Source organism: Methanoregula sp. (assembly GCA_041645435.1).
Taxonomy (GTDB): domain Archaea; phylum Halobacteriota; class Methanomicrobia; order Methanomicrobiales; family Methanospirillaceae; genus Methanoregula.
This window is the reverse complement of the sequence record JBAZQB010000001.1, coordinates 130,319-153,276: the sequence shown is the minus strand read 5'-3', so window position 1 is coordinate 153,276 and position 22,958 is coordinate 130,319. Positions and strand designations below refer to the sequence as shown.

Below are 22,958 nucleotides of genomic sequence, written 5' to 3'. Positions count from 1 at the left end.
ATTTCAACGACAAACATCTGCGTCAATGGCGTCATCACAGGATCTACCAAAAAATTATGATTTTGCGGAGGTGGAGGAGCGCTGGCGCAGTATCTGGCGCGATGAAGATCACTATTTTGACAAGAATTCAAAAAAACCGCAGTTCGTGATCGACACCCCCCCGCCGTATCCTACCGGCAACTTCCATATCGGCAATGCACTGAACTGGTGCTACATCGACTTCTTCGCCCGCTACAAGCGGATGAAGGGGTTCAACGTGATGTTCCCGCAGGGATGGGACTGCCACGGGCTCCCGACCGAAGTGAAAGTCGAGGAACTCAACCACATCACGAAAAACGATGTCTCCCGCGAAGAGTTCCGGCGGATGTGCCGCGAGCTCACGGAAAAGAACATCGGCCTGATGCGCATCACCCTCAGAAAGATGGCATTCTCGACTGACTGGTCAAACGAGTACGTCACGATGCAACCGAAATATTACGGCAAGACCCAGCTCTCGTTCCTGCGCATGCTCTCTTCCGGCTACATCTACCAGAGCGAACACCCGGTGAACTACTGCACCCGGTGCGAGACGGCGATTGCATTTGCCGAAGTTGCCTATGAAGACCGGGAGACCCAGCTCAATTATTTCGATTTCGATGGCGTGGAGATCGCTACCACCCGGCCGGAACTGCTGGCAGCCTGTGTCGCCATCGCGGTTCACCCGGAGGATGAGCGCTACCGCGAGCTGAAAGGCAGGACCATGAAAGTCCCGCTCTTCGGTCACGATGTGCCGGTGGTGCTGGACGAGGCAGTTGATCCCGCATTTGGGTCCGGGGCCGTTATGATCTGTACCTTTGGGGACAAGCAGGATGTCCACTGGTGGAAACAGCACAACCTTGCCCTGAGAAAAGCGATCGATCGCCAGGGCCGGATGACGGAGATTGCCGGCAAATACAAGGGCCTCAATACCACCGAATGCCGGGCCGCGATCCTTGCCGAAATGAAGGCACAGGATATCTTAAAATGGCAGGAGAACCTTGCCCAGCGCGTGGGTACCTGCTGGCGATGCAAGACGCCGATCGAGATCCTGTCAGAACGCCAGTGGTTTGTGAAGATCAAGCCCAAAGAAATTGCGGACGCAGCCCACCAGATCACATGGTTCCCAGAACACATGCTCCTTCGTATGGAGAACTGGGTGGAGCAGATGGAGTGGGACTGGTGCATATCCCGGCAGCGAATCTTTGCCACCCCGATCCCGGTCTGGTTCTGTAAGAAATGTGGCGAGATGACGGTCCCGGAGGACAAGGACCTGCCCGTTGACCCCACGCAGGTCGCCCCGAAGCATCCCTGCAAGAAGTGCGGGAGCACGGATTTTGCCGGGGAAGTGGATGTGCTCGATACCTGGATGGACTCATCCATCTCGGTGCTGAACGTCACCGGCTGGGATGGCAGCGGCAAACCCCCCTTCTTCCCTGCACAGATCCGGCCGCAGGGCCACGATATCATCCGCACTTGGGCGTTCTATACGATCCTCCGGTCGGTAGCCCTCACCGGACAGAAACCTTGGAACGAAATCCTGGTCAATGGTATGGTGCTCGGCGAAGACGGCTTTAAGATGAGTAAGAGCCGGGGCAATATTATCGTGCCGGAAGAGATCCTCGTGAAGTACGGTGCCGATGCCCTCCGCCAGTGGGGGGCTATGGGAGCGGCAACGGGTTCGGACATCATGTTCAACTGGAACGATGTGGTTGCGGCCTCGCGGTTCCAGACCAAAATGTGGAACATCACGAAATTTGCCCTCATCCAGTTGGAGAAAGAGGGTTTTGATCCGGATGCACAGATCACCGCGCTCGCAGACCGCTGGCTGCTCGTCCGGCTCTCGGATACGGTTGAGGAGGTAAGCGCTGCACTGGAAGCCTACCAGTTTGACGTCGCCCTCAAGGCCATCCGCGAGTTTGCATGGGAAGTGCTGGCGGACAACTATATCGAGCTGGTCAAGGGACGGCTGTACAAGAGTGACGAATCAAGAAAAGGCGCGTGCCTTGCCCTGCACACCGCATTCGATGCGCTCTGCCGCCTGCTCGCACCGTTCACCCCGTACTTTGCCGAGGAGTGCTACTCGCACCTCAGTCCCGGCAAGAGCGTACACAAGCAGCCGTGGGTGGCATTCACCTACGATGATGATGCAGCCCGTATGGAGGGCAACCTGCTCGTACAGGTCGTGGCCGAAGTGCGCAAGTACAAGCACGACGCCGGCCTTGCCCTCAACGCGCCGCTCGGGAAGGTCACCATCTACGCACCCCACACGGTCAATGACGAGGGCGATACCGGCCGTACGCTCAATGCCGATGTCCACTGGCGCACGGATGCTGCGAAACTCGACCGGGTAATTACGGATATCGACTTCAACCGCTCGGTTGTGGGCCCCACATTCCGCAAACAGGCACAGGCTTTCATGGCCGCAATCAAGGCGCTCTCACCGGAACAACTGGCAAACCCACCAAAAACGATTATGTTGGAAGGAACGGAAACCGCAGTTCCGGATAATGCGTTTACGCCAAAATATTCCTACATGGAGGAAGGCGCACAGGTTGATGTGATCACGGTCGGCGATGTGATCCTGACGATTGCGAAAGTGTGAATTTATTAAACTTTTTTTGAAATTGTTTTAATCATCTATCATTTCGGTCATGCTCATCGAAAAAATTGGAGTGTGACCCCCTCTCTCCCCCAGAGGGGGAGGCAGCCCAAGGGGAGCGCCCCTTGACCCCCTTTGTTGACTTTTTTATAAGTCTTCGTTTTCACAAACTTTCTGAATGGGCAATCGCATTTTGAAATATTTCCGGCGACAGAAATCAACAAAGCAGGAATTTGCCCAGCCGCGACCCGACGAGGCGTCGCGGCGACCCCCTTCAGGGGGTGGGAAACATCCCAACATTAGAATCCTACTAACCTGATCAGCTCTACCGCTTCCGCCCCTCTTTCCCCGATCGCACAACCAGCCGGATCCCATCCGCAACAAATTTCGCAATCTCTTCTTTTCCCAAAGAAGCATCCACGATAACAAACCGCGAAGGTTCCGCACGGGCATACGCGAGATAATTGTTCTGGACTGCTTCGAGCACTTCCCGTCTCTCGAAATGCTCGCGCCCGCTCTTGTCTGCGAGTCGGGTAAGGGCATCATCGATGGAGAGCACGAGCAGGAATGTGCGGTCCGGTGTGATCGACCAGCCGTTGTGCATTGCTCTCAGCCAGCCTTCCGGATCCGAAACAATACCTTTGAGCGTCACCGACTGGTAGGCAAAGCGGCTGTCGCTGTACCGGTCGGAGATCACGAGCCTGCCTTCGGCAAGAGCGGGACGGACAACCGTAGCAAGGTGTGCCGCATGGTCAGCAACGAAGAGCGATGCTTCGGTAATGGGATCGGTCTGTTCAGCGATCGCCCTCCGGACTGCTTCGCCCACCCATGTTGCGCCGGGCTCTCTTGTGAAGAGGGGATCGAGATCCATAAGCTGGCTTTTCAACGCGGTGAGCAGCGTGCTCTTACCGGTCCCGTCTATCCCTTCAATCGTAATTAACAACAGGTTCCCCTCCGTATCCATGCAACCGGGATATGCCCACGGTGTAGGGCCGTGGCAATGATTGCCCCGTCAAATCCAGCCGAACTGAGCGTTTCGAGATCAGAAACGGTTGCAACACCGCCGCCATACAAGAGTCTGCCGTCATAGGCTGCCCGCAGGGATTCCAGTGCCCTTAAGTCCATCCCAGATTCCGTTCCCACGGCGCCAATGTTGAGAATAATACATCCTTCGAAATTCCAGTTATTTACCCGGGAGAGGAATGCTTCCGGGGTTATACCGGAGGGAATCACCCGACCCTCTTTTACATCGATGCTCAGGTAACCGCCACGGTATCGCGAGAGATCCGCGCCTCCCGTTTCCGTGCCGATAATATTTTTAAGATTTGTTCCAGAGAGCAAATCATCGGGGAAACGGCAACCGCGATCCACATAACAGCATGAGACATTTTCCGCGCACTGCTTCACGATTGCATCATGCGAACCCGTGCCTTCAATCCGGTCGAGATCGGCAATGTAGAGATTTTTTGGCCGGATATCTGCCAGGTACCCGAGCGGTTCTGCCGTCGGAGATAAACCCCAGTCGAGCGGTTTATAGCTGTCCCGGTTCCCGGATTTGCCGTGGACAACCAGATTCTGCCGCAAATCCATCGCAAGCACGAGTTCCATAGGTGAGCGCAATCACTATTAGGACAAAAGATCATTAAATCCTATGCAATTGCTGGTCAGCCCAAGCTCAATCGATGAGGCCAGGCGCTCTGGTGCCGCTGATATCATCGATGTAAAGAAACCATCAGAGGGCTCGCTGGGCGCCAACTATCCATGGGTGATTCGCGAGATCAAATCCTTTGCAAAGAAACCCGTTAGTGCGGCCATTGGCGACTTCGATTTTAAACCGGGCGGCGCTGCGCTCACCGCATATGGTGCGGCCTGCGCCGGTGCAGATTATATCAAGATCGGGCTGACGTTTGAGGGAAAGGAAAAAGCCCGCGCTGTGATCTCTGCGGTGGTAAAAGCGGTAAAAGACGAATACCCTGAAAAGTTTGTCGTGATTGCTGCATATTCGGATTACCAGCGGATGGGATCGATCTCCCCGTTTGACATGGCACCGATCGCAGCAGATGAAGGAGCCGACTTTGTGATGGTCGATACCGGTATCAAGGACCGGCAGAGTACGTTTGCATTCATGAACGAAGATGCGCTCCGGGCATTTACCGAGACTAACACAAAACTCGGCCTTAAGACTGCTCTGGCAGGTGCACTAAAGTTCGAAGATATTGATGCACTCAAACGAATCAACCCGGCAATTATCGGGGTGCGCGGGATGGTCTGCGGGGGCGACCGGAATGCGACCGTGCGAGAAGACCTGATTCATACTGCACTCGCAATGATCAGGTAACATAAGGACTGGTGACCTATGTACGTTGAAAAACTGGATGTGCCACTCTCATTAACTTTTGATGATGTGCTGCTCAGGCCGCAGGCTTCCTGGCTGGAACCTGCTGAAGCAGATATCCGCTCAAAATTTACGAAAAATATCCACATGAATATCCCGCTAGTCTCTGCTGCGATGGACACCGTGACAGAGTCCGGGATGGCGATCGCGCTTGCCCGCGAAGGGGGTATCGGCGTCCTCCACCGGAATATGACGCCTGAGCACGAATTGCAGGAACTCATCGAAGTCAAGCAGGCAGAGGAACTGATCGAGCGCGACGTGCTCTTTGTAGAAGAGCACGCTTCCGTTTCCGACGCGGAGCGGCTGATGCACCAGTACAGTATCGGGGGTGTCCCGGTGGTCAATAAGGGTCGCATCATCGGGATCGTCAGCCGACGGGATGTACGCGCAATCGTCTCCAAACGCGGTGATGAAAATATCAAAAGCATCATGACAAAAAAACTGGTCACCGCACCAGAAGATATCACCTCAGAAAAAGCGCTTGAGATAATGTACACCAACAAAGTCGAGCGCCTGCCGGTGGTCAATGAGAAAGGCAAGCTGATCGGCATTATCACCATGCAGGATATCTTGGAAAAGCGCCAGTATCCCAAAGCGACCCGGGATGCAAAGGGTAATCTCCGCGTAGCAGCAGCTGTCGGGCCGTTCGATTTTGCCCGGGCCAACCTGCTCGACCAGAACGGCGTGGACGCACTGGTAGTGGACTGTGCCCACGGGCATAACATGAAAGTGGTTGCTGCTGTTGAACAGATCAAAGGCAGTGTCAAAGCCGATGTCATCGCGGGCAATATTGCCACATCAGAAGCGGCGGAGGCACTGGTGAAAGCCAATGTCGATGGCATCAAGGTAGGTATCGGCCCGGGTTCTATCTGCACAACCCGTATCGTCGCAGGTACTGGAGTACCCCAGATCACCGCGATTGCGCAGGTGGCCGATATCGCCCACCCGTGCGACGTGCCGGTCATTGCTGACGGGGGCGTGCGGTTCTCCGGCGATGTGGCAAAAGCCATCGCCGCCGGAGCAGACACCGTCATGATGGGCAGCATGTTTGCCGGAACTGATGAATCGCCCGGAAAAGTGATCACTATCAAAGGACGGCGTTACAAACAGTATCGCGGTATGGGTTCACTCGGTGTGATGAGCAGCGGGCAGTCAAGCGACCGTTACTTCCAGAAGAAAGATATCGGGGCCACCAAGTTTGTTCCGGAAGGAGTTGAAGGCGTGACACCCTATGTCGGCCATGTCGGTGAAGTCATGTACCAGCTGGTGGGCGGGCTTAAATCGGCAATGGGCTACACGGGTTCAAAGACTCTTGCCGATATGCACAAGAATGCAAAGTTCGTCCGGATCACCAATGCCGGCATGACCGAAAGTCACCCGCACAATATTCTCATCACCGATGAAGCGCCGAACTACCGGCTCTTTGAATAATTTTTCTTTGTTTTACGATGCACACCATCTGCACTTACCTCCATTAAAAATTAAGTTTGATGATCTTTTCCGGTAAAAAATTACCGGACAAAATTACCGTCCACGTTCAGGACTTGCAGGACGTTTTTATGATCTCAAAACCCGGCCGGTCCTGAAAGATACCTCTCCAAATGCGAACTGGCAGATTGCGATCGATATATATACATCGAATGATAGTTTTGTATTACACGATTCCGGATGATTGTTTAAAATCCTTTAAAGACGATCTCCGCAATTGAGGAGAAAATTATGCCAGAACCCCCCATAATACACAAATGTTCTCAATCTGATACGCTGATGAACACCGAAAGCCTCAGCATGACTCCATGGGGGGAACATGAAACCTGAAGAGTCACTGAATGTCGCCATTATCGATGATGCCCATAAGACCGATTCTCCCCAGGGGCGGGCTATCCAGCGGATCATTACCGGGCTCAAGGACTATGGCATCCATGTCGGCGAAGTAGCCTCACCCGAGGATGCCCGTGCAGCCTTCTCGGCACTTCCTGACATTGACTGTATCCTGATCAACTGGAACCTTGGCGGGGACACTCCTGATAGACACGCGGAGACGGCAAAGATCATCGACGAGATACGGGAGCGTAATGAAAAGATTCCCCTGTTCCTGATGGGCGAGCCGACAAACGCACCCCCAACATCCCTCCCGTTAAAAACCGTCCGGGAGGTCAATGAATATATCTGGGTGATGGAAGACACCCCGGAATTTATTGCCGGGCGAATATCGGCAGCAGCAAAACGGTACCGGGAAATTATTCTCCCCCCGTTCTTTAAAGAACTGGTGAAATTCTCAAAGGATTTCGAATACTCGTGGCATACCCCGGGACATGCCGGGGGAACTGCATTTCGCAAATCACCGGCAGGACGGGCTTTTTTTAATTTCTTTGGCGAACAGCTCTTCCGGTCAGATCTCTCCATATCCGTCGGGGAACTGGGTTCCCTTCTTGACCATTCAGGACCGGTCGGTGAGGCCGAGCGATACGCCGCAAAGGTGTTCGGCGCGGATATGACCTATTTTGTCACAAACGGCACATCCACGGCAAACAAGATTGTCTTTTTTGGCAGGGTGAGCAAGGACGATATCGTTCTCGTTGACCGTAACTGCCACAAATCAGCAGAACATGCGCTGACCATGACGCACTCCGTTGCGGTATACATGATTCCGACACGGAACCGGTACGGCATTATCGGCCCGATCCCCCCGGACGAGATGACCCCAAAAGCGATAAAAGCAAAAATTGCCGCATGCCCGCTGTCAAAAACTGCACGCAGCCAGAAGCCGGTACATGCGATCATCACCAATTCAACCTATGACGGGCTCTGCTACCATGCCGCACAGGTCGAAGAGGTGCTCGGCAAAAGCGTAGACAGCATTCATTTTGATGAAGCATGGTACGGCTATGCCCGGTTCAACCCGCTCTACCGGGACAGGTTTGCCATGCGCGATGGAGTAAGGGACGAAAACGGCCCGACCATCTTTGCCACCCAGTCCACCCATAAACTGCTGGCAGCACTCTCGCAGGCATCCATGGTCCACGTGAGAAACGGGAGAATTCCCATTGAACACGGCCGGTTCAATGAAGGGTTCATGATGCACAGCTCCACCTCCCCGCTCTACACTATCATCGCATCGCTCGATGTCTCTTCAAAGATGATGGATGGGGCATCCGGCAAAATGCTCACCACTGAATCCATTGAAGAGGCAATCCGGTTCCGGAGGACAATGGCCCGGATCAGGCGGGAGATTGAAACTGGCAAGGGAAAGAAGGACTGGTGGTTCCCGATGTGGCAGCCGGACACGGTCATCGATCCCAAAACCCGCAAGAAGACCAGCTTTGAGGATACGTCACTCAGTACACTCCGCGACAATCCCTCCTGCTGGACCCTTCATCCGGGCGATACCTGGCACGGGTTTACCGGCCTGCCGGACAATTACTGCATGCTCGACCCGATCAAGGTCACGGTTCTCATGCCCGGCGTGAATGATGATGGTACGCTTGCAAGCTGGGGTATACCGGCAGCACTCGTGGTCAAATTCCTTGATACCCGGGGGATTATCAACGAAAAGTCCGGCGATTATTCGATCCTCTTCCTCTTCTCGATGGGAATTACGAAAGGGAAATGGGGAACGCTCGTGACCGAACTCTTCGAGTTCAAGCGGTTATTTGACGAAAACACTCCCCTTGAAGAGGTCTTCCCGGACCTCACGACGGGATGCCCGGAACGCTATGGCGGTCTCACCCTCAAAGAGCTGGCGGGCGAGATGCACCGGTTCAAGAAGGATCATAAGATGTGCGACATCCTCCAGAAAGCCTATGCAATCCTGCCGGAACCTGCGATAACCTACGCTGAAGCGTTTGAAAAACTGGTGCATAACGAAGTCGAACATATTCCTATAGAGAAAGCAGGCAACCGTATCGTTGCAACCGGGATATTCCCGTACCCGCCGGGCATCCCCATCCTTGCTCCCGGTGAGCGTACCGGAAAACAGAACGGGCCGGTACTCCAGTACCTGAAATCATTGCAGGATTTCGACAAACGTTTCCCCGGGTTCGAGCATGATACCCATGGTATCGAAAATGTCAAGGGAGAGTATATGATGTACTGCATAAAGGAGAAAGTGAAGGAGAAGAAACAATGAGCGAAGAAGAAACCGGCCAGAACAACAGCCTCCCGTCAAAAAAAGTCCTGGGACTCTTTGCGCTTGCGATGATCAACGTGGCCGCTGTGCTGAGTATCCGGAATTTTCCCTCGATGGCAGTCTATGGCTGGTCCTGCATTGGCTGGTATATTATAGGTGCAGTCATATTTCTCATCCCTATCTCCCTTGCCGGGGCAGAACTGGCAACCGGCTGGCCCCAGGGGGGCGGTGTCTACGCCTGGGTGAAACAGGCATTCGGGGAGAAAGGTGGATTTACCGCTTTGTTCTGCGAATGGTCGAATAACCTTGTCTGGTTCCCGACGGTCCTTTCGTTTATCGCATCCACGCTCGCATTCGCGCTGACACCAGCGCTTGCGAACAATCCCTGGTACATGTTCAGCGTCATGATGATTGCGTTCTGGGGTACAACCGCGATCGCGTACTTCGGTGAGGAGGCTTCAACAAAATTTGGTAATGTAGGAGTCATCTTAGGAAGCATCATCCCCGCGATCCTGATCATCCTGCTGGGCGTCTGGTGGATGGGTTCGGGACAAGCGATTGTGCTGCCTCCCCTCACTCTTGCCGCGATGATACCGGCAATCAATTCCTCAACATTGCCATTCTTTGCTACGATTGTTCTCCTGTTCGCGGGTATGGAGATGGCAGGGTTCCACGCACTGGAGACAAAAAATCCCCAGAAGGATTTCCCCCGGGCTATGGCGTTGTCAGCAGTAATCATCGTCGTCTGCACGGTGCTTGCAACGCTTGCCATTGCGATGGTCATCCCCGCTGATAAGCTCAATCTTGCCTCCGGGGTTATGCAGGCCATCGAGTACTTCTTCACCGCAGCCGGTGTGACATGGCTTGTAGCACCGATGGCAGTGTTGATCACCCTTGGCGGGGTTGTCTCGCTGGCAGCATGGTTAATTGGCCCTGCCAAAGGGCTGGGTATCGTTGCTGAGGAAGGGAATATGCCCCCGCTCTTTGACCGGACCAACAAGTACGGCGCACCGGTAGCCGTCCTCCTCATACAGGCGCTTATCGGATCTGTCATCTCCCTGCTCTATGTTTTCTTACCTTCCGTCAACCAGGCATACTGGATTCTTTCGGCAATGACTGTTGAACTGCTCTGTATCGTGTACGTCCTTGTCTTTGCATCGGTGATCAAGCTCCGGTACAGCCAGCCGAATACGCCACGCCCCTTTAAGATCCCCGGCGGTATGGTCGGGATCTGGCTTGTTGGCGGGATTGGTATGTTCGGAACGTTGTTTGCGTTTGTTGTCGGCCTTATGCCGCCATCATACTTCTCGACAAGCGGAATTGTGTACGTGGGTTCGGTGTTACTCGGCACGTTCCTCCTTGCCGTGCCCCCGCTGGTTTTCTTAAAATTCAAAAAGGCCAGCTGGCTGAAATCTACGGGAGGACTGAGGTGAATGGCAATGAAAACGAATGATACCATCATCCGGAAAGGAGGCTGGCTATGAGCACGTACACCCGGCTGGAAATCGGACTCTTCGTATTCCTTATCATAGTGGTCCTGTTACCCTTGGGATTAATTCTGGTCATTGCCGAAGAATCCCCCTACCACCCGGTTTCCGGTGAACCAGTGAATGAAGCAGCGCAGGCAACGGGGATTACCGTTACCAGCGTCAAGGATACGACATGGAACCTTCCCGGAGCCACCGGCGGAAAAACGTACGTTCTTACGGATAATGCCGGAGAAGTAGTTACCGTGTCCACGCAGTCATTTGACAGTGCAGAGTCCCGGGATGCAGCCATCCGCATCCATAATGCCCAGCAGGTCGGGCGTGGTAAGCCCGTCGGCAGCCTTGTGGTCTTAGGTCAGCACTTAATCCATGTGACACCCGCGAACAGTAATATCCTGAAAAATCTTGCACCGGAACTCAAAAAGAAAATTTTATTGTAATTTTTTTTGGAAAATGTTTACTGGCTAGGGGGGATCCACTCACATATTTTTTGATATTTCTAGGAATGTTCAAACCCTCATATCCGCTTGAAAGACTTTGAAACAAAGCCGAACAATAACATTCTTGAACGGTTGAATGGAACGTTCCGAGAGAGAATAAAGGTTATGCGGAGCCTTGACAGCGCGATGGGTGCAGAAGAATTTGCCGCAGGAATGCAGACGTTTTATAATTATATCCGGCCTCACATGGGAATCAATGGAATGACGCCGGCACAGATGGCAAATCTCCCAATCAATCTAATGGGGAATCGGTGGGAAATGATGATCGGGTTGGCGGCAACAAAATAAATTATTTCTTTTTCGCCGTGTATTCATCCCAAGTCCCAATCAATATAATTATGATACTTATAATAGCCCATTGAGCAAACGCTCCACCAGCTTTTGAATAGTTTCCTTGAAGCAATGGAGGAACCATCAATATCATCCCAAGTATAACCACCAAAATTATAGCCCATTTTAACGAAAGTCTTAACGACATTTGATAACCCCATTTTTTGATATTGTTTTGATATTGTTCTATCCTATCTTAAACCAACAATATTAATCTTGAGAATTTATTTTTCTCATTGTCATCTGTAGATCTTTTGACCGGCTTTTGCAATTGCGATTAAGAGTATTCCGATAACGACGATAACGACCGCGAGCGTTCCATAGGTTAAAACAAGAAGAAGATTGGGAGTTATCATTGCAATTAAGGTATTCATATTGTTGATAACCGCGAGATACATCACATATGACATAAGGATGGCAAGGACTACCGTCGGAATTGCTACAAAAATTATGAGGAGTGTTTGAAAGTTCAGATATTTATTGGTGAATACTTTCCGATCCGAATAATTCATAGATGTAACTTTTTTCTTCGTTGACTTAAGTATATCCCAATTACTTTGATACTTAAAAGTCCCGCCATTTATCACCCGTTTCTAAAAGTCTCGAAGTCACGACAACGCACCAGAACCGGCCTTCATGAATTTTAAATGTAGCCAACACTAACATAATGTAAATCATGCATGACGCGATGGAAGTGGCCCGTCTCTTAGATATTCTCGGGAACCGGAACCGGCGGCGTATCATCGAACTGCTCCGGCAGAAACCCTGTTTTGTCACAGAAATATCCGATACGCTCGTACTTTCCCCAAAAGCGGTCATCGATCATCTCCAGCTGATGGAACGCGAATCGATCCTCTCCTGCGAAACCGATGACCGGCGCAGGAAGTACTATTACCTGGAAAATGACATCCTCGTTGATGTGAGCCTTCGGCAGGTCCAGGTACCAGGTTCAATAACCGACAAAAAAAGTGAACAGGACGAACAGCTGAAAAAATCGGTGATCATGCTCGCGCGGATGATCAAGGCGCACGACCAGATACTCTCTACCCTTGAACAGGTCAACCATGACATAGAAAACAAGATCGCTGATATTGCCCATAACCATAAGGATATATTTTTGAGCGAGAGAGATTTTACCGTAATAATCGCACTCTCGCATGATTCACTCACGCTCCCTGAACTCGAGGAAGCAACCCAGGTGCCACCGGAAGAACTTGTCACCCTCCTCAAAAAATTCGAGCGGACAGGAATCATTAAGAGAGTGAAAGAACATTACTCACTTCGAGGCGTTCATGCAGAATAATCCGAACAATCCCTACGACGACGTCTTTAACAACCTGGCAAAGATCGTTGAAGATATCGTTAAGAACATGCCGGACAGTGAACATGCCCGTATCGTAGGATATACCATTATCAGCCGTTCCCCACAGAATGGAGAGCCCGGGATATTCAGAGGAGAGATCCCGGAGGATGATGGTGAGATCCCCTACGAGATAACCGAGAGCGAAGACCAGATATTCATTACCGCAGAGATGCCGGCCACCATTAAGAACGCGCCTGTTGTCGACATCGAACCAGAACGCGTGCAGATAACTGCCGATGACCGGACCACAACGATCATGCTTGAACATAAGGTAGACCGTATCCACAGTTACTACCGGGTCCACCGTAGCGTCATGGATATCACGCTTAAAAAAGATTTATCTTCAAATCTCTGATCCTTTTTTTTGGAAATTCGCTGTTAATTGTGACTTGAAGTTAGTGGATTATAATGTGTCTATTTTTGTATTTATCACAATTGGCCATGTGTCGCTTAAATAACGTGTTTACTAATATTTAAAAAAAAATCAAAAAAAAATCAAATCAAATTCATTATATGTATCAAAAAGTATTAGGATTTATAGTGGAGCGGGAAAACTAATGGAGTATGCATTTCTTTGTCATTCCAGTAAGGATAAAGAATTGGTTGAAAATCTAGCTGAAAAATTAGGTCGAAGTAATGTATATTATGATAAATGGAATTTAGATGCGGGAGATTTAATTCCTGGTGAATTAGCAAGAGGGATTATCGAATCAAAATGGTTCATAATAATTGCCTCACAAAATTCAATGAATTCTCGTTGGGTAAAATTTGAAGTAAATTTAGCAATCACGCAATATATAAAAAATGAAAACTATCGTATCATTGTCGTTAGAATAGACGATTGCAAAATCCATCCCGAACTTCAAAGTTTTTTATATATCGATTGTCCTAATAAACCTTTTGAGGCTATTGAAAAAATTTTAGATTTAATATTAAAAGATGGCGGCAAAACAATTGCTCATGAACAGAAAATTCGTGATTGGAGAAGTGCCGTTGTAAATCGATTTGATGAAATGAGAGCTATTGAATCTGTCTCTTTACAAAATATTAAATTTATTTTTATTTATGGACTATTTTGGAATTGGAAAATCTACATTAGGTGAACATGTCTCAAATAAAGTTTTTAATAAAAAAGTAGCTAGATTTCCATTAACACAAGGTCATGATCTTCTACGATTATCGTTGGAGATGTCTACAAGATCTAATACTAAAATTTTAAAATCATATTCCAGTCAAGATGAGTTGTATTCAATTTTATTAGAATCCGCAGTTATTCTAATAAAACAAGATAAAGTACTTTTCTTTGATGATGTCGAAAATGCATTAAATGACGATGGTACACTTAAGGATTATTTTAGGATTATACTTGAAAAATTGTCAACATTAGAGAATTTACCCCCAATATTAATAGCAACTCAATATTTTCCAAAACTTGAGATAGAACTTCAGAAAAATTCACACATTTTAAAATTGGGTCATTTGGATGACGAATATATTGTTTCAATTCTTGAAAGATGGATCACTTTAGCAAATCCTAAATTGAAAATTCCTGATAAAAAAATTCTAAATAATGTTGCTAGCGAACTTTATGGCTATCCCCTTGCTGCAAGACTAGCATCTTATGTAATAGCAAAATATTCAATAGAACAAGTTCTCATTGATTTAAAACACTTTAAAAGTATTCGTATAGATATCGCAAATCAACTTATTGGACGTTCAAGGCAAGGACTTAATAATTTACAGAAAACGATTCTTGAATTATTAACAATTTCAGATTCGGGATTATCTCAACACGATTTAATTCAAATAATTAAAGAAGATGTTGAAAAAATCCGTGAGGCCGTTGATGAGTTATATCTAGATTCATTCATTTCTATTGATTTAGGGCTGTTACAAATACTACCTTTAATGAAAGATTATTTTTGGAATCGCTCGTTAAAAAGTGGAAATTGGCGTCAGTTATCCCGACAGATATCGAATCATTGTCAGAATCAATTATATGAAAAAATTAGCGATGAGGATTTCATACGCTATTGTTCGATGGCATATCGGCTCTTAATTTTAGTTGATGACTACAAAGGGGCAAAAGAACTAACATATCAATTTCAGGGGGAATTAAGGGGAGCCGCAATAAAATTGTTCCATGCACAGGATTATTCATTAAGTTTGAAATATGCAAATATTTGGCTGGAAATGAATCCAAATGATCACGAAATTAGATTAATTAAAGTGCGTTGTTTAACCCGAGAGGAAATATTCGAAGAAGCCGAGCACGAGCTGAAGAATTTGGAAAGAACTACGTATATACGACATAAAATATTCCACGCTTGGGGATTATTTTACAAACAAAAAGGGAATAAAGAAAAAGCAAAAGATTATTTCAAACGTGGATTAGATGTCAAACCATGGTCATTACCGCTTTTAAGAGATTATGGGGATGTTTTGGATCAATTGGGGGAAATTGATGAAGCGTTCAAACAATTGGAAAAAGCTCATTCACTTTCACCACGTGATAGATTTATCACTCCAAAGTATGCTGCGTTATTAGAGAAAAAAGGTAGAATCGATGACGCAATAGAAATTATGTCCGATTTAAAAGTTACATTTCCTGACGAAGCAGCAATTTATCATAGATTATCAATGCTTAATTGTGCAAAAGGGAATTTTAAAGAGGCATATCTTGATGCAAAGATGGCAGTTGATTTAAACAAAAATCTGCATGAATCTATTACCCATTTAGCTGCATTGGAATTAAGAAAAAACGATATAAAAGAAACTGAAAGGTTGCTTAATTTATTACCAGAAAAAATTCCTTTTGTTGAAAGAAGAATTCGCGATACAATATTTGCAGAAATGCAATTAAAGGAGGGCAAATTCGATGATGCAAGAGAACAATTAAAAACCTACAAATATATTGAAGATACTTATTGCGCGGATACTTTAGCAAGAATCGAATATGAAGAAGCGAAATTTCTGATTGCAAAAAAACATAATGAAGCAGCAAGGGAAAAAATCAAAAGAGGTTTAGAAATTGTGAAAAACACTTTAGGAAAATTCCCAAATAATTATCAATTAGAAGAATCATTGAAGCAATTAACTGTCCTTCAAAAAAGGTTGGAATAATAAATTTTTTAACGATGTCGAATTTTGAATCTCAAATATTATCTGCAAGTTTAATTGTTTCTCTCAACGACATAAGTTTATATGCTTCCTTTTGAGTATGCATCAACCAGTTTCATATTTTCTTTCTCCTTAACCACATCGTGACATATCTACCTATACCGATCCTATTGTCAGAGCCCGCCCCCATCCGCGAAATCTCCACCGCATGATAATCAATTGCAAAAACAAATTTGCGGTATCGCATCAATTCGAATGGAGTCAAGGGAAAAAAACCAAGCACCCTCCTGATTTGTGAGCTTGGTCATATGGTAACTGTTTCCAAACATATGGATAGGGAATAATCCTGCCTTATGAATTCAGAATATTGATGAACGCCGCCGCCCTCAATCGGGCGCCCCGCGACGGTTCAGGAGCCGGTCATCAGATTAAACCGAATCTGCCCGGCGAGACCCCGACGAGGCGGTCGAACGACCCCCACAGGGGTGGGATTGCTCATTTTTTCAAAACCTACATGAAAAATATTAATCGCACTTCACTCCACATTTTTCATAGAATCACACACTCCCTAATCAAAGAGGTCTGGTTTGAGTCTGCTGCTGTATGTGAAGTGTGGGGGTCGGACTTTACAATTTCAATCGTACCTTGACAAAAAAATTTCAGGCAAACCTTGATTGAAAACTTGTCATTGCGATCATGATCGTGATTGAAAGACTGATCCGGAACAATCAAACCTTGATTAAAATATTTTAAGCAAACCTTGATGGTAAAATTTTGACCAGACTTTGATTGAAAAAATTTCATCGAACCTTGATGATGAATTTTCAACCGGAGTTTGATTATAAAATTTCAAGCAGACCTTGATGGAAAATTTTTAACCAGAGTTCGATTGAAAAACAGATCCTATGATACTCTTTCGACGTGAACAGACACCGGGAAATCAATCAGACCTTGATTAAAATTCTTCAAGCGCACTTTGATTGAAAAATTTTAAGCAGACTTTGATTGAAATTTTTTCATCGGATCTTGATGGAAAATTTTCAAGCACACTTTAATTGAAAAATTTTGAGCAGACCTTGATTACATTTTTTTCATCAAACCTTGATTGAAAACTTGTCATCGCGATCATGATCGTGATTGAAAGTTTGATCCGGATCAATCGATCCTTGATTGAAAAATTTTGGGCAGACATTGATTAACATTTTCAAGCCTAACTTTGATTAAAAAATTCACCCGGAGTCAGGTTAGTTCAACTGATTACATTGGTTTTTAACAGAGTGATGATCACATTTTTCCAAAAAAAATGATGAATATTATCCCAGTTTCCAGGCAGCCTTGTCCTGCCCGTCGAATTCTATGTAAACATAGGTATTTTCCGGGGTCAGTGAGGCAGGTACCTCGTATATCAGGTAGCCATCGACCGCATTACCCTGCCCGGGAAAAACAAAATCCTGGGTCGTTGCATGGGAGTACCCGTAATCCTCAACACGCTCCATATTGAAATAATCGGACTGGTGCTCAAGTTCCTGGATCTCGATGGGGGTTGCTTTGGGGTTCCCTGATTTATCCGGAATGTAATGGGAGGAATCAACATTATAGGTATTTCCGCCATTATGCACAACAATCGTGCTGGCTTTCGGGTAGGGGTACCCATCCGTACCAATATTTTCGATGTTCACGAACACCAGCAGGTACTTGAATCCCGGTTTCGGGGTCAGGGGCTCGGTATAGTAGCGATTATCTAAATCATTGTGCCAATGGTAGGTCTCATTCATCCAGTACCGGTAGACGGTTGCCCTGCTGGCGTACTTGCCTTCGTTGAAATTGAACAATTGCCTGACTGAATACGCATCCGGGAACAGGTCCGGAGTGGGTGTCGGAACGATAGTCGTTGTAACGGGAATGGGAGTCGTTGCGATCACGGTTGTCGGGAGGGGAGTTAACGTTGTAAGACCCGTCCCGGGTAGTGAGGAGGACTGGGGATTTGAACCCGACAATTTGGGCAGAACCAGAAAATACCCTGCTCCTGCCAGAACAACCAAAGCGATCACAATACCCACGAGGATCGTTATTTTGGGATTTCCTTTGGGTATCGATCCCGGCTGGGGTGCTGCCGGGGGGAAAGGGGCCTGCGATACCGGTGAGGGTATAGGTGCGGGTGTGGGTGCTGATGGGATCTGTTCAACCACCGCACCACAACTTTCGCAAAATTTTACACCATCGGATAGGACAGCCCCGCACATAGTACAGAATTTTTGTCCCATACAGATTATTCACGGCAGGCACTAATAAAAAAAGCGGATTTTATCCGATGTGTTTATCGCTGGAGATACCCGCAATCAACAGATTATACTTTCACCTTGATGTCGGTGGGCACCCATTGGCTGATGGTTTTTTTCGGCCGCATCTCATGGAACTGCTTGAGCGAGACTGTAATATCCCGGGTGAAGGCAAAGTACCCGATCTGCGTGGTACGGCAGAGTTTCATTGCCATATCCATCAGTCCCCGTGGGTCGGGTCGCGCTTCTCCAAGCCAGATATGGAAGATGTTGCCGCCGTCTACGATCGGGAAGAAGACATGCTCAATCTCCATGCGTTTTGGCAGGGAAACATCCGCGCCCGGTGCTACATGCGTTCCGTTCGTGTAATAGATCGGGAGATCCCGGGATTTGCCCAGTTGCTCGAGTCCCAGCTCGACATCGCCTTTGATCACTTTGACCGCAAAGTCGTGGTAGCGGCGGTCAAGGAGGTCGGCAACGGCGAACCGCTGGCCGGTTGTCTCTGCCGGGGTCCGGGCAAGCGCGATGGTCATGTTGTTCTTCTTGCTGAGCTCGCGCCCGTAGAGTTCCATCTCGGTCATCGCCCGGATGGCGAGTTTGAAGGCTTCCTTGGATTCATGCAGCTGCTTACCGGTATGGTGCTGGACCATCTCGTTCACACCAACCACACCGATGGTATACACGAGTCCTTCGAGATCAACGGCTATTGCACCGCGATCACCTGTATTGGGATCCTTGGGGCGCTGCATGGCAAAGGGCATCCGCCCGTTCCCGCGGATATTGTCCATCCAGCGGCGCTTGATCTTGAAGATCTCGATTGAGACATCCATGAGTTTCTTGAGCTCGGCAAAGAGGCGGGCATCGTCCCCTTCCGCATTATATGCAGCCCGCGGGCAGTTGACCGAGACGACCTGCCACGACCCCATCGAGAAATGCTTGCCCTCTTCAAAGAAGAGTTTCCGGTCGAAATCCGAGTCTTCATCAGCAACCGCTGAGAACTGGTAGGCACAGCACTGGTAACAGGAGATACCTTTGCCCGCGCCACGATAGGCAGGAAGCTGGTTGTCGTAATAGGGTGTGCCGAACTTGGATGCGAGCTCAAAGGTCATCAGGTACAGTTCCTGGTAGGTCGGGAGATCCGGGTTCTTCTTGTTGAACTCCTCGCGCTCCTGCATGAAATCCGGTTCAATGCTGATCTCGGGCTTCGGGAAATTGAAGGGCTTACCCCAGTAATCACCTTCCAGCATCACTTCCATGGTTGCCTTGAAGAGCAGGCGCACCTCGCGCTCGAACTCCCCATACGTCCGTTTCGGTGCGGATTTCCCGTCCCAGACTTTACCTTTGTACACGCAGGGTTTGTCCTGCCAGAGCGTAGGAACACCCGGAGAGAGCTGGATGGATGAGAAGACGAGCTGGCCGCCCCGGGCAACCATCATCTGCGTCATCTCGTACACAAACATCTGCACCAGCTGCTTGATCTCTTCGTACGCCATGCCCTCGACGAAGGGTGCAAGGAAGGTGAGGAAGTTATAGTAACCCTGTCCGCCGGCGAAATTGGTCTGCGCTGAACCCAGTGCCTTGACCGCGTGGAGGATGGCAACCTCCGCACGCTTGGCCGGGCCGGCAACCGAAGCTTTCGTGCCGGTGCCATCCGGCATCAGGCCATAGTAGAAGAAGTAGCGCAGGTCCCAGTCCTGGCAGAACGGGCGCGTGCCGAAGTATTCGAGATCATGGATATGCATCTCGCCGGATAAGTGATAGTCGGCGAGACTGGGCGGCAGCTGGAGCAGGTACTGTTCCTTTGAGATCTTATCCGCTTTTTTCTTGTGGCTGGTCTCGGCATTTTCCTGCAGGTTCGCATTGTCGTGCGCTTCAAAACCCCTGCCCACGTCAATCATGTGGGCATCGTAGACCGGCGTACCGACACGGGTTGAGACATTCCGGTATTGAATCATGCCCTTTTCGAGCAGGGTGATGTTCACGATTTCCCGGATGAGGGGGCCGGAAAGGGACTTGAGTCCCATGCTCTTTATCTTGTTTTCCACATCGCGTGCAATCTCCGCCGCGGTGGCCTCATCAGCACCATCGTAGCCATAAAAGGTTTCGACAAGTTTTGTCTCTTCTACGATCTGGCGGATGATCCGGTTACGGTCCCACTCAACGATATGCCCATCGCTCGTCCGCACCGGAGGGAGTGTCGGGGCATACGCGCCGAAGATGGTCTGCTGGCGGGTCTCTTTATGGGCCATCATTCACCCGCGATCAGTTTTGTAATGCGTGCACCATCCAGTTTACCGGAAGGAAAGAGATCTGCAGACGTGAAGAAGTCATCGTTTTTCTGGAGAACAGGAGCTTCTGAGACAAAGACCCCGTTCAGCCGCAGCTCGGTGAGGGATTCCGCTGTTGAAAGATCGCGTTCGGCAAAAGCGTAACCACCCTTTTTTAAAAACCCTTTCAGGAGGTCGCAGTTCGGGCAGTATTCAAGCGTATATACAATCAATTGCGGATTTTCTGCCATAAAAAAATACCCTCACTCTGTCAGTAATCCATTTGGTATTATGTGAATAAAAAAATCATGGTTTGTACACGCAGGTTTTTCCAAACATACATTCACCAGCACAAAACCGTATCATGAAAAACGATCACCATTTGTAGAGGAATAGAATAATAATACAATCAATGGTACGGGTTTTTGTTGCACTCGAATTATCTTCAGAGATACGGGAGCAGCTTACGATAGCGCAGGATGTCCTGCGCGGATGCAGGGCGCGCCTTACCTTCGTAGAACCCGCCCTCATTCATATCACGACAAAATTTTTAGGTGAGGTGACAGAGCAGAAGTTACCTCCAGTTATGGATGCACTCCGCACGGTTCAGGTTGCCCCGTTTTTGGTTACTGCCGGAAAAATTACCGTAAACAACCCATTACGTCCGCACACGATCTGGTGCACGATCGATGATGCCGGTGAATCCGGGCAGGTTTTCCAACAGGTAGAAGATGCTCTTTCACCCCTGGGATTTTCCCGCGAAACCCGTAAGTTCACTCCCCATGCCACGGTGGCGCGGGTAAAATCTCCCGATCCCTCGCTCTTTGCCGCAATCAGCCAGCTGGGAAACAGGGAATACGGGAGCTGCATGATCAGCGGTATGAAACTGAAAAAGAGCACCCTGACACCCCGGGGACCTGTCTATGAGGACCTGCTGGAGATTCCATGGTAGCCCACCTGCCCCTCGAAGAAACCGTTCTTGCCACCCTCCGCCCGACTCTTGAGGAGCGCGAGCATGTGTGTGGCATAGCAAAACGCCTGCTGGAGGCGATTGCCAAAAGCGGGAAGGCGCAGGGTATGGTTGTGGGATCGATTGCCCGCCACACATGGGTAAGGGGTGACCGGGATCTCGATGTGTTCATGCTCTTTGACACCGGTCTCTCCCGCGAGCAACTGGAAGAGGAGGGACTTTCCCTTGCACGAAAGATTGCACTGGAGTTCTCGACAAAGTTTCATGAAAAGTACGCCGAGCACCCATATATCAATGCGGTTATCGATGACGTGGACGTGGATCTTGTGCCCTGCTATAATGTGGACAGTGCCACAAAGATCCAGAGCGCAGTCGACCGCACACCGTTCCACACGCGCTATATTACCGATAAGATCAATGGCCTGATCGATGACGTGCTCCTCCTCAAGCGGTTCACCAAAGCCGGGGGCATCTATGGCTCCGACCAGATGACCGAGGGATTCTCCGGGTATCTCTGCGAGCTACTGGTGCTCTACTATGGCGGGTTTACCCCGCTCCTGAAAGCTACGGCAGAATGGCATCCGCATATGATTGTTGATCCGGAGCGCCACGCGGCAAAAGAGTTTGACGAGCCCCTCATCGTGATTGACCCGGTTGATCCACGACGCAATGTCGCGGCGGCAGTATCGCTTGACCGCATGGTGGAGTTTGTGGAACTTGCCCGGGGCTATCTCGAATCCCCCTCAGAAAAATACTTTTTGGTACCCGCTCTCCATACGATAACACAAGAAGAGCTTGCCGGCCTTCTTGCAGAGCGGGGCACGGGTCTCTATGCAATTACGTTTGCCACGCCTCCCTATATTGAAGAAGTCATCGTCCCGCAGCTGAAACGAAGTATGAGTGCCATTGTCGAGCATCTCGAGCGAAACGGGTTTGCCGTGCATCACGCCCATTACACGATGGAAGAAGAGCGGTGCATGTTTCTTATGGAACTGCTGGTGACAGAACTTCCCAATGTCCGGATACACAAGGGACCACCTCTCTGGAACCGGGTAAATGCGGAAAAATTCCGGGAAAAGCATGTCATCTCTCCCTTGCCGGGGCCCTACATCAACGAAGGGAAATACGAGATGGAAGTGCCCCGGGAATTTACCCGGGTTGAGGACCTGCTCACTTCCGATACCCTGCTGCAGGTGAGATTGGGAAAACATGTCCGGCAGGTGCTTGCACATGGCTGGGAACTAAAGAAGGGTGCTGAATGCTGGCATGAGGAGTTCGCACCGTTCATTGGGCGGTTTTTTGACCGGTGCTCTCCTCTGGTGCGGGTCAAACGACCGTGAATAATGGTTCTTTACTGCCAGAACCAGGAAAAATGGCCACGATGCCGAGAGCCACAAGTATTCAGGGTGAAAACGGAAGTTCCCTGTTCATAGTATAGTCAAGAACCTTTGGTTTGATACAATTTGTAATAGATAAATAGGAAATATTAGCCGAATATGGG

General features: G+C 49.0%; 20 protein-coding genes. 13 read left to right on the top strand and 7 right to left on the bottom strand.

Annotation, left to right across the window (positions count from 1 at the left end; translation table 11 throughout):
- The first annotated feature begins 25 nt into the window (after positions 1-25).
- The gene (locus WC593_00745) at positions 26-2,620 is read left to right on the top strand and encodes a valine--tRNA ligase (GenBank protein MFA4823663.1); all 2,595 of its coding nucleotides are present in this window, start codon (positions 26-28) and stop codon (positions 2,618-2,620) included.
- A 322-nt stretch (positions 2,621-2,942) separates the two neighbouring features.
- Here WC593_00745 and tmk read toward each other — a convergent pair whose 3' ends face one another.
- On the bottom strand, positions 2,943-3,560 hold the full coding sequence (gene tmk / locus WC593_00740) for a dTMP kinase (GenBank protein ID MFA4823662.1): 618 nt from the start codon (positions 3,558-3,560) through the stop codon (positions 2,943-2,945).
- Positions 3,554-4,225, bottom strand: a complete 672-nt coding sequence (locus tag WC593_00735) for a HisA/HisF-related TIM barrel protein (protein MFA4823661.1) — start codon at positions 4,223-4,225, stop codon at positions 3,554-3,556. The genes tmk and WC593_00735 overlap by 7 nt, the downstream gene beginning before the upstream one ends.
- 43 nt (positions 4,226-4,268) lie before the next feature.
- Between WC593_00735 and WC593_00730 the strand changes: the two genes are divergently transcribed.
- The 6 genes from WC593_00730 to WC593_00705 all read left to right on the top strand — a co-directional run bounded on the left by WC593_00730 (position 4,269) and on the right by WC593_00705 (position 11,416).
- Positions 4,269-4,955, top strand: a complete 687-nt coding sequence (locus tag WC593_00730; GenBank protein MFA4823660.1) for a (5-formylfuran-3-yl)methyl phosphate synthase — start codon at positions 4,269-4,271, stop codon at positions 4,953-4,955.
- Positions 4,956-4,973: 18 nt separating this feature from the next.
- Complete coding sequence (gene guaB / locus WC593_00725; protein ID MFA4823659.1) at positions 4,974-6,443, top strand: IMP dehydrogenase; 1,470 nt, start codon at positions 4,974-4,976, stop codon at positions 6,441-6,443.
- A 376-nt stretch (positions 6,444-6,819) separates the two neighbouring features.
- A complete protein-coding gene (locus WC593_00720) occupies positions 6,820-9,141 on the top strand; it encodes an Orn/Lys/Arg decarboxylase N-terminal domain-containing protein (protein MFA4823658.1) in 2,322 nt (773 codons plus the stop codon).
- Positions 9,138-10,574 (top strand): amino acid permease, encoded by a 1,437-nt coding sequence (locus tag WC593_00715; protein ID MFA4823657.1) that lies wholly within the window; start codon positions 9,138-9,140, stop codon positions 10,572-10,574. Before WC593_00720 ends, WC593_00715 begins: the two co-directional genes overlap by 4 nt.
- A 47-nt stretch (positions 10,575-10,621) precedes the next feature.
- Positions 10,622-11,068: a hypothetical protein gene (locus WC593_00710; GenBank protein ID MFA4823656.1), complete on the top strand. Its 447-nt coding sequence runs from the start codon at positions 10,622-10,624 to the stop codon at positions 11,066-11,068.
- A gap of 87 nt (positions 11,069-11,155) precedes the next feature.
- Positions 11,156-11,416 carry an integrase core domain-containing protein gene (locus tag WC593_00705; GenBank protein MFA4823655.1) on the top strand — a complete coding sequence of 87 codons (261 nt, stop codon included), beginning with the start codon at positions 11,156-11,158 and terminating at the stop codon, positions 11,414-11,416.
- A 1-nt stretch (position 11,417) separates the two neighbouring features.
- Here the strand turns inward: WC593_00705 and WC593_00700 are convergent, their stop codons facing one another.
- Together WC593_00700 and WC593_00695 are read right to left on the bottom strand one after the other, a co-directional pair.
- Positions 11,418-11,606, bottom strand: a complete 189-nt coding sequence (locus tag WC593_00700; protein ID MFA4823654.1) for a hypothetical protein — start codon at positions 11,604-11,606, stop codon at positions 11,418-11,420.
- A 91-nt stretch (positions 11,607-11,697) separates the two neighbouring features.
- Entirely contained in the window at positions 11,698-11,970 is a 273-nt protein-coding gene (locus WC593_00695; protein ID MFA4823653.1) for a hypothetical protein, read from the bottom strand.
- 164 nt (positions 11,971-12,134) lie between these two features.
- Between WC593_00695 and WC593_00690 the strand changes: the two genes are divergently transcribed.
- The 4 genes from WC593_00690 (at position 12,135) to WC593_00675 (ending at position 15,944) form a co-directional block, all read left to right on the top strand.
- Positions 12,135-12,761, top strand: a complete 627-nt coding sequence (locus tag WC593_00690; GenBank protein ID MFA4823652.1) for an ArsR family transcriptional regulator — start codon at positions 12,135-12,137, stop codon at positions 12,759-12,761.
- Positions 12,751-13,176, top strand: a complete 426-nt coding sequence (locus WC593_00685) for a CS domain-containing protein (protein ID MFA4823651.1) — start codon at positions 12,751-12,753, stop codon at positions 13,174-13,176. The genes WC593_00690 and WC593_00685 overlap by 11 nt, the downstream gene beginning before the upstream one ends.
- Positions 13,177-13,378: 202 nt before the next feature.
- Positions 13,379-13,924, top strand: coding sequence for a toll/interleukin-1 receptor domain-containing protein (locus WC593_00680; protein MFA4823650.1), 546 nt, complete (start codon positions 13,379-13,381; stop codon positions 13,922-13,924).
- Positions 13,887-15,944, top strand: coding sequence for a hypothetical protein (locus WC593_00675; GenBank protein ID MFA4823649.1), 2,058 nt, complete (start codon positions 13,887-13,889; stop codon positions 15,942-15,944). The genes WC593_00680 and WC593_00675 overlap by 38 nt, the downstream gene beginning before the upstream one ends.
- A gap of 1,310 nt (positions 15,945-17,254) precedes the next feature.
- Here the strand turns inward: WC593_00675 and WC593_00670 are convergent.
- From WC593_00670 to WC593_00660, 3 genes are all read right to left on the bottom strand, one after another.
- A complete protein-coding gene (locus WC593_00670; GenBank protein ID MFA4823648.1) occupies positions 17,255-18,205 on the bottom strand; it encodes a zinc ribbon domain-containing protein in 951 nt (316 codons plus the stop codon).
- A gap of 83 nt (positions 18,206-18,288) precedes the next feature.
- Complete coding sequence (nrdD, locus tag WC593_00665; GenBank protein ID MFA4823647.1) at positions 18,289-20,469, bottom strand: anaerobic ribonucleoside-triphosphate reductase; 2,181 nt, start codon at positions 20,467-20,469, stop codon at positions 18,289-18,291.
- On the bottom strand, positions 20,469-20,738 hold the full coding sequence (locus WC593_00660) for a glutaredoxin domain-containing protein (protein MFA4823646.1): 270 nt from the start codon (positions 20,736-20,738) through the stop codon (positions 20,469-20,471). The genes nrdD and WC593_00660 overlap by 1 nt, the downstream gene beginning before the upstream one ends.
- Positions 20,739-20,899: 161 nt before the next feature.
- On the opposite strand from WC593_00660, the gene thpR reads away from it, so the two are divergent.
- Both thpR and cca read left to right on the top strand, forming a co-directional pair.
- Positions 20,900-21,439, top strand: coding sequence for an RNA 2',3'-cyclic phosphodiesterase (gene thpR, locus WC593_00655; protein MFA4823645.1), 540 nt, complete (start codon positions 20,900-20,902; stop codon positions 21,437-21,439).
- Positions 21,433-22,797, top strand: coding sequence for a CCA tRNA nucleotidyltransferase (gene cca, locus WC593_00650; protein ID MFA4823644.1), 1,365 nt, complete (start codon positions 21,433-21,435; stop codon positions 22,795-22,797). Before thpR ends, cca begins: the two co-directional genes overlap by 7 nt.
- The last annotated feature ends 161 nt before the right edge of the window (positions 22,798-22,958 follow it).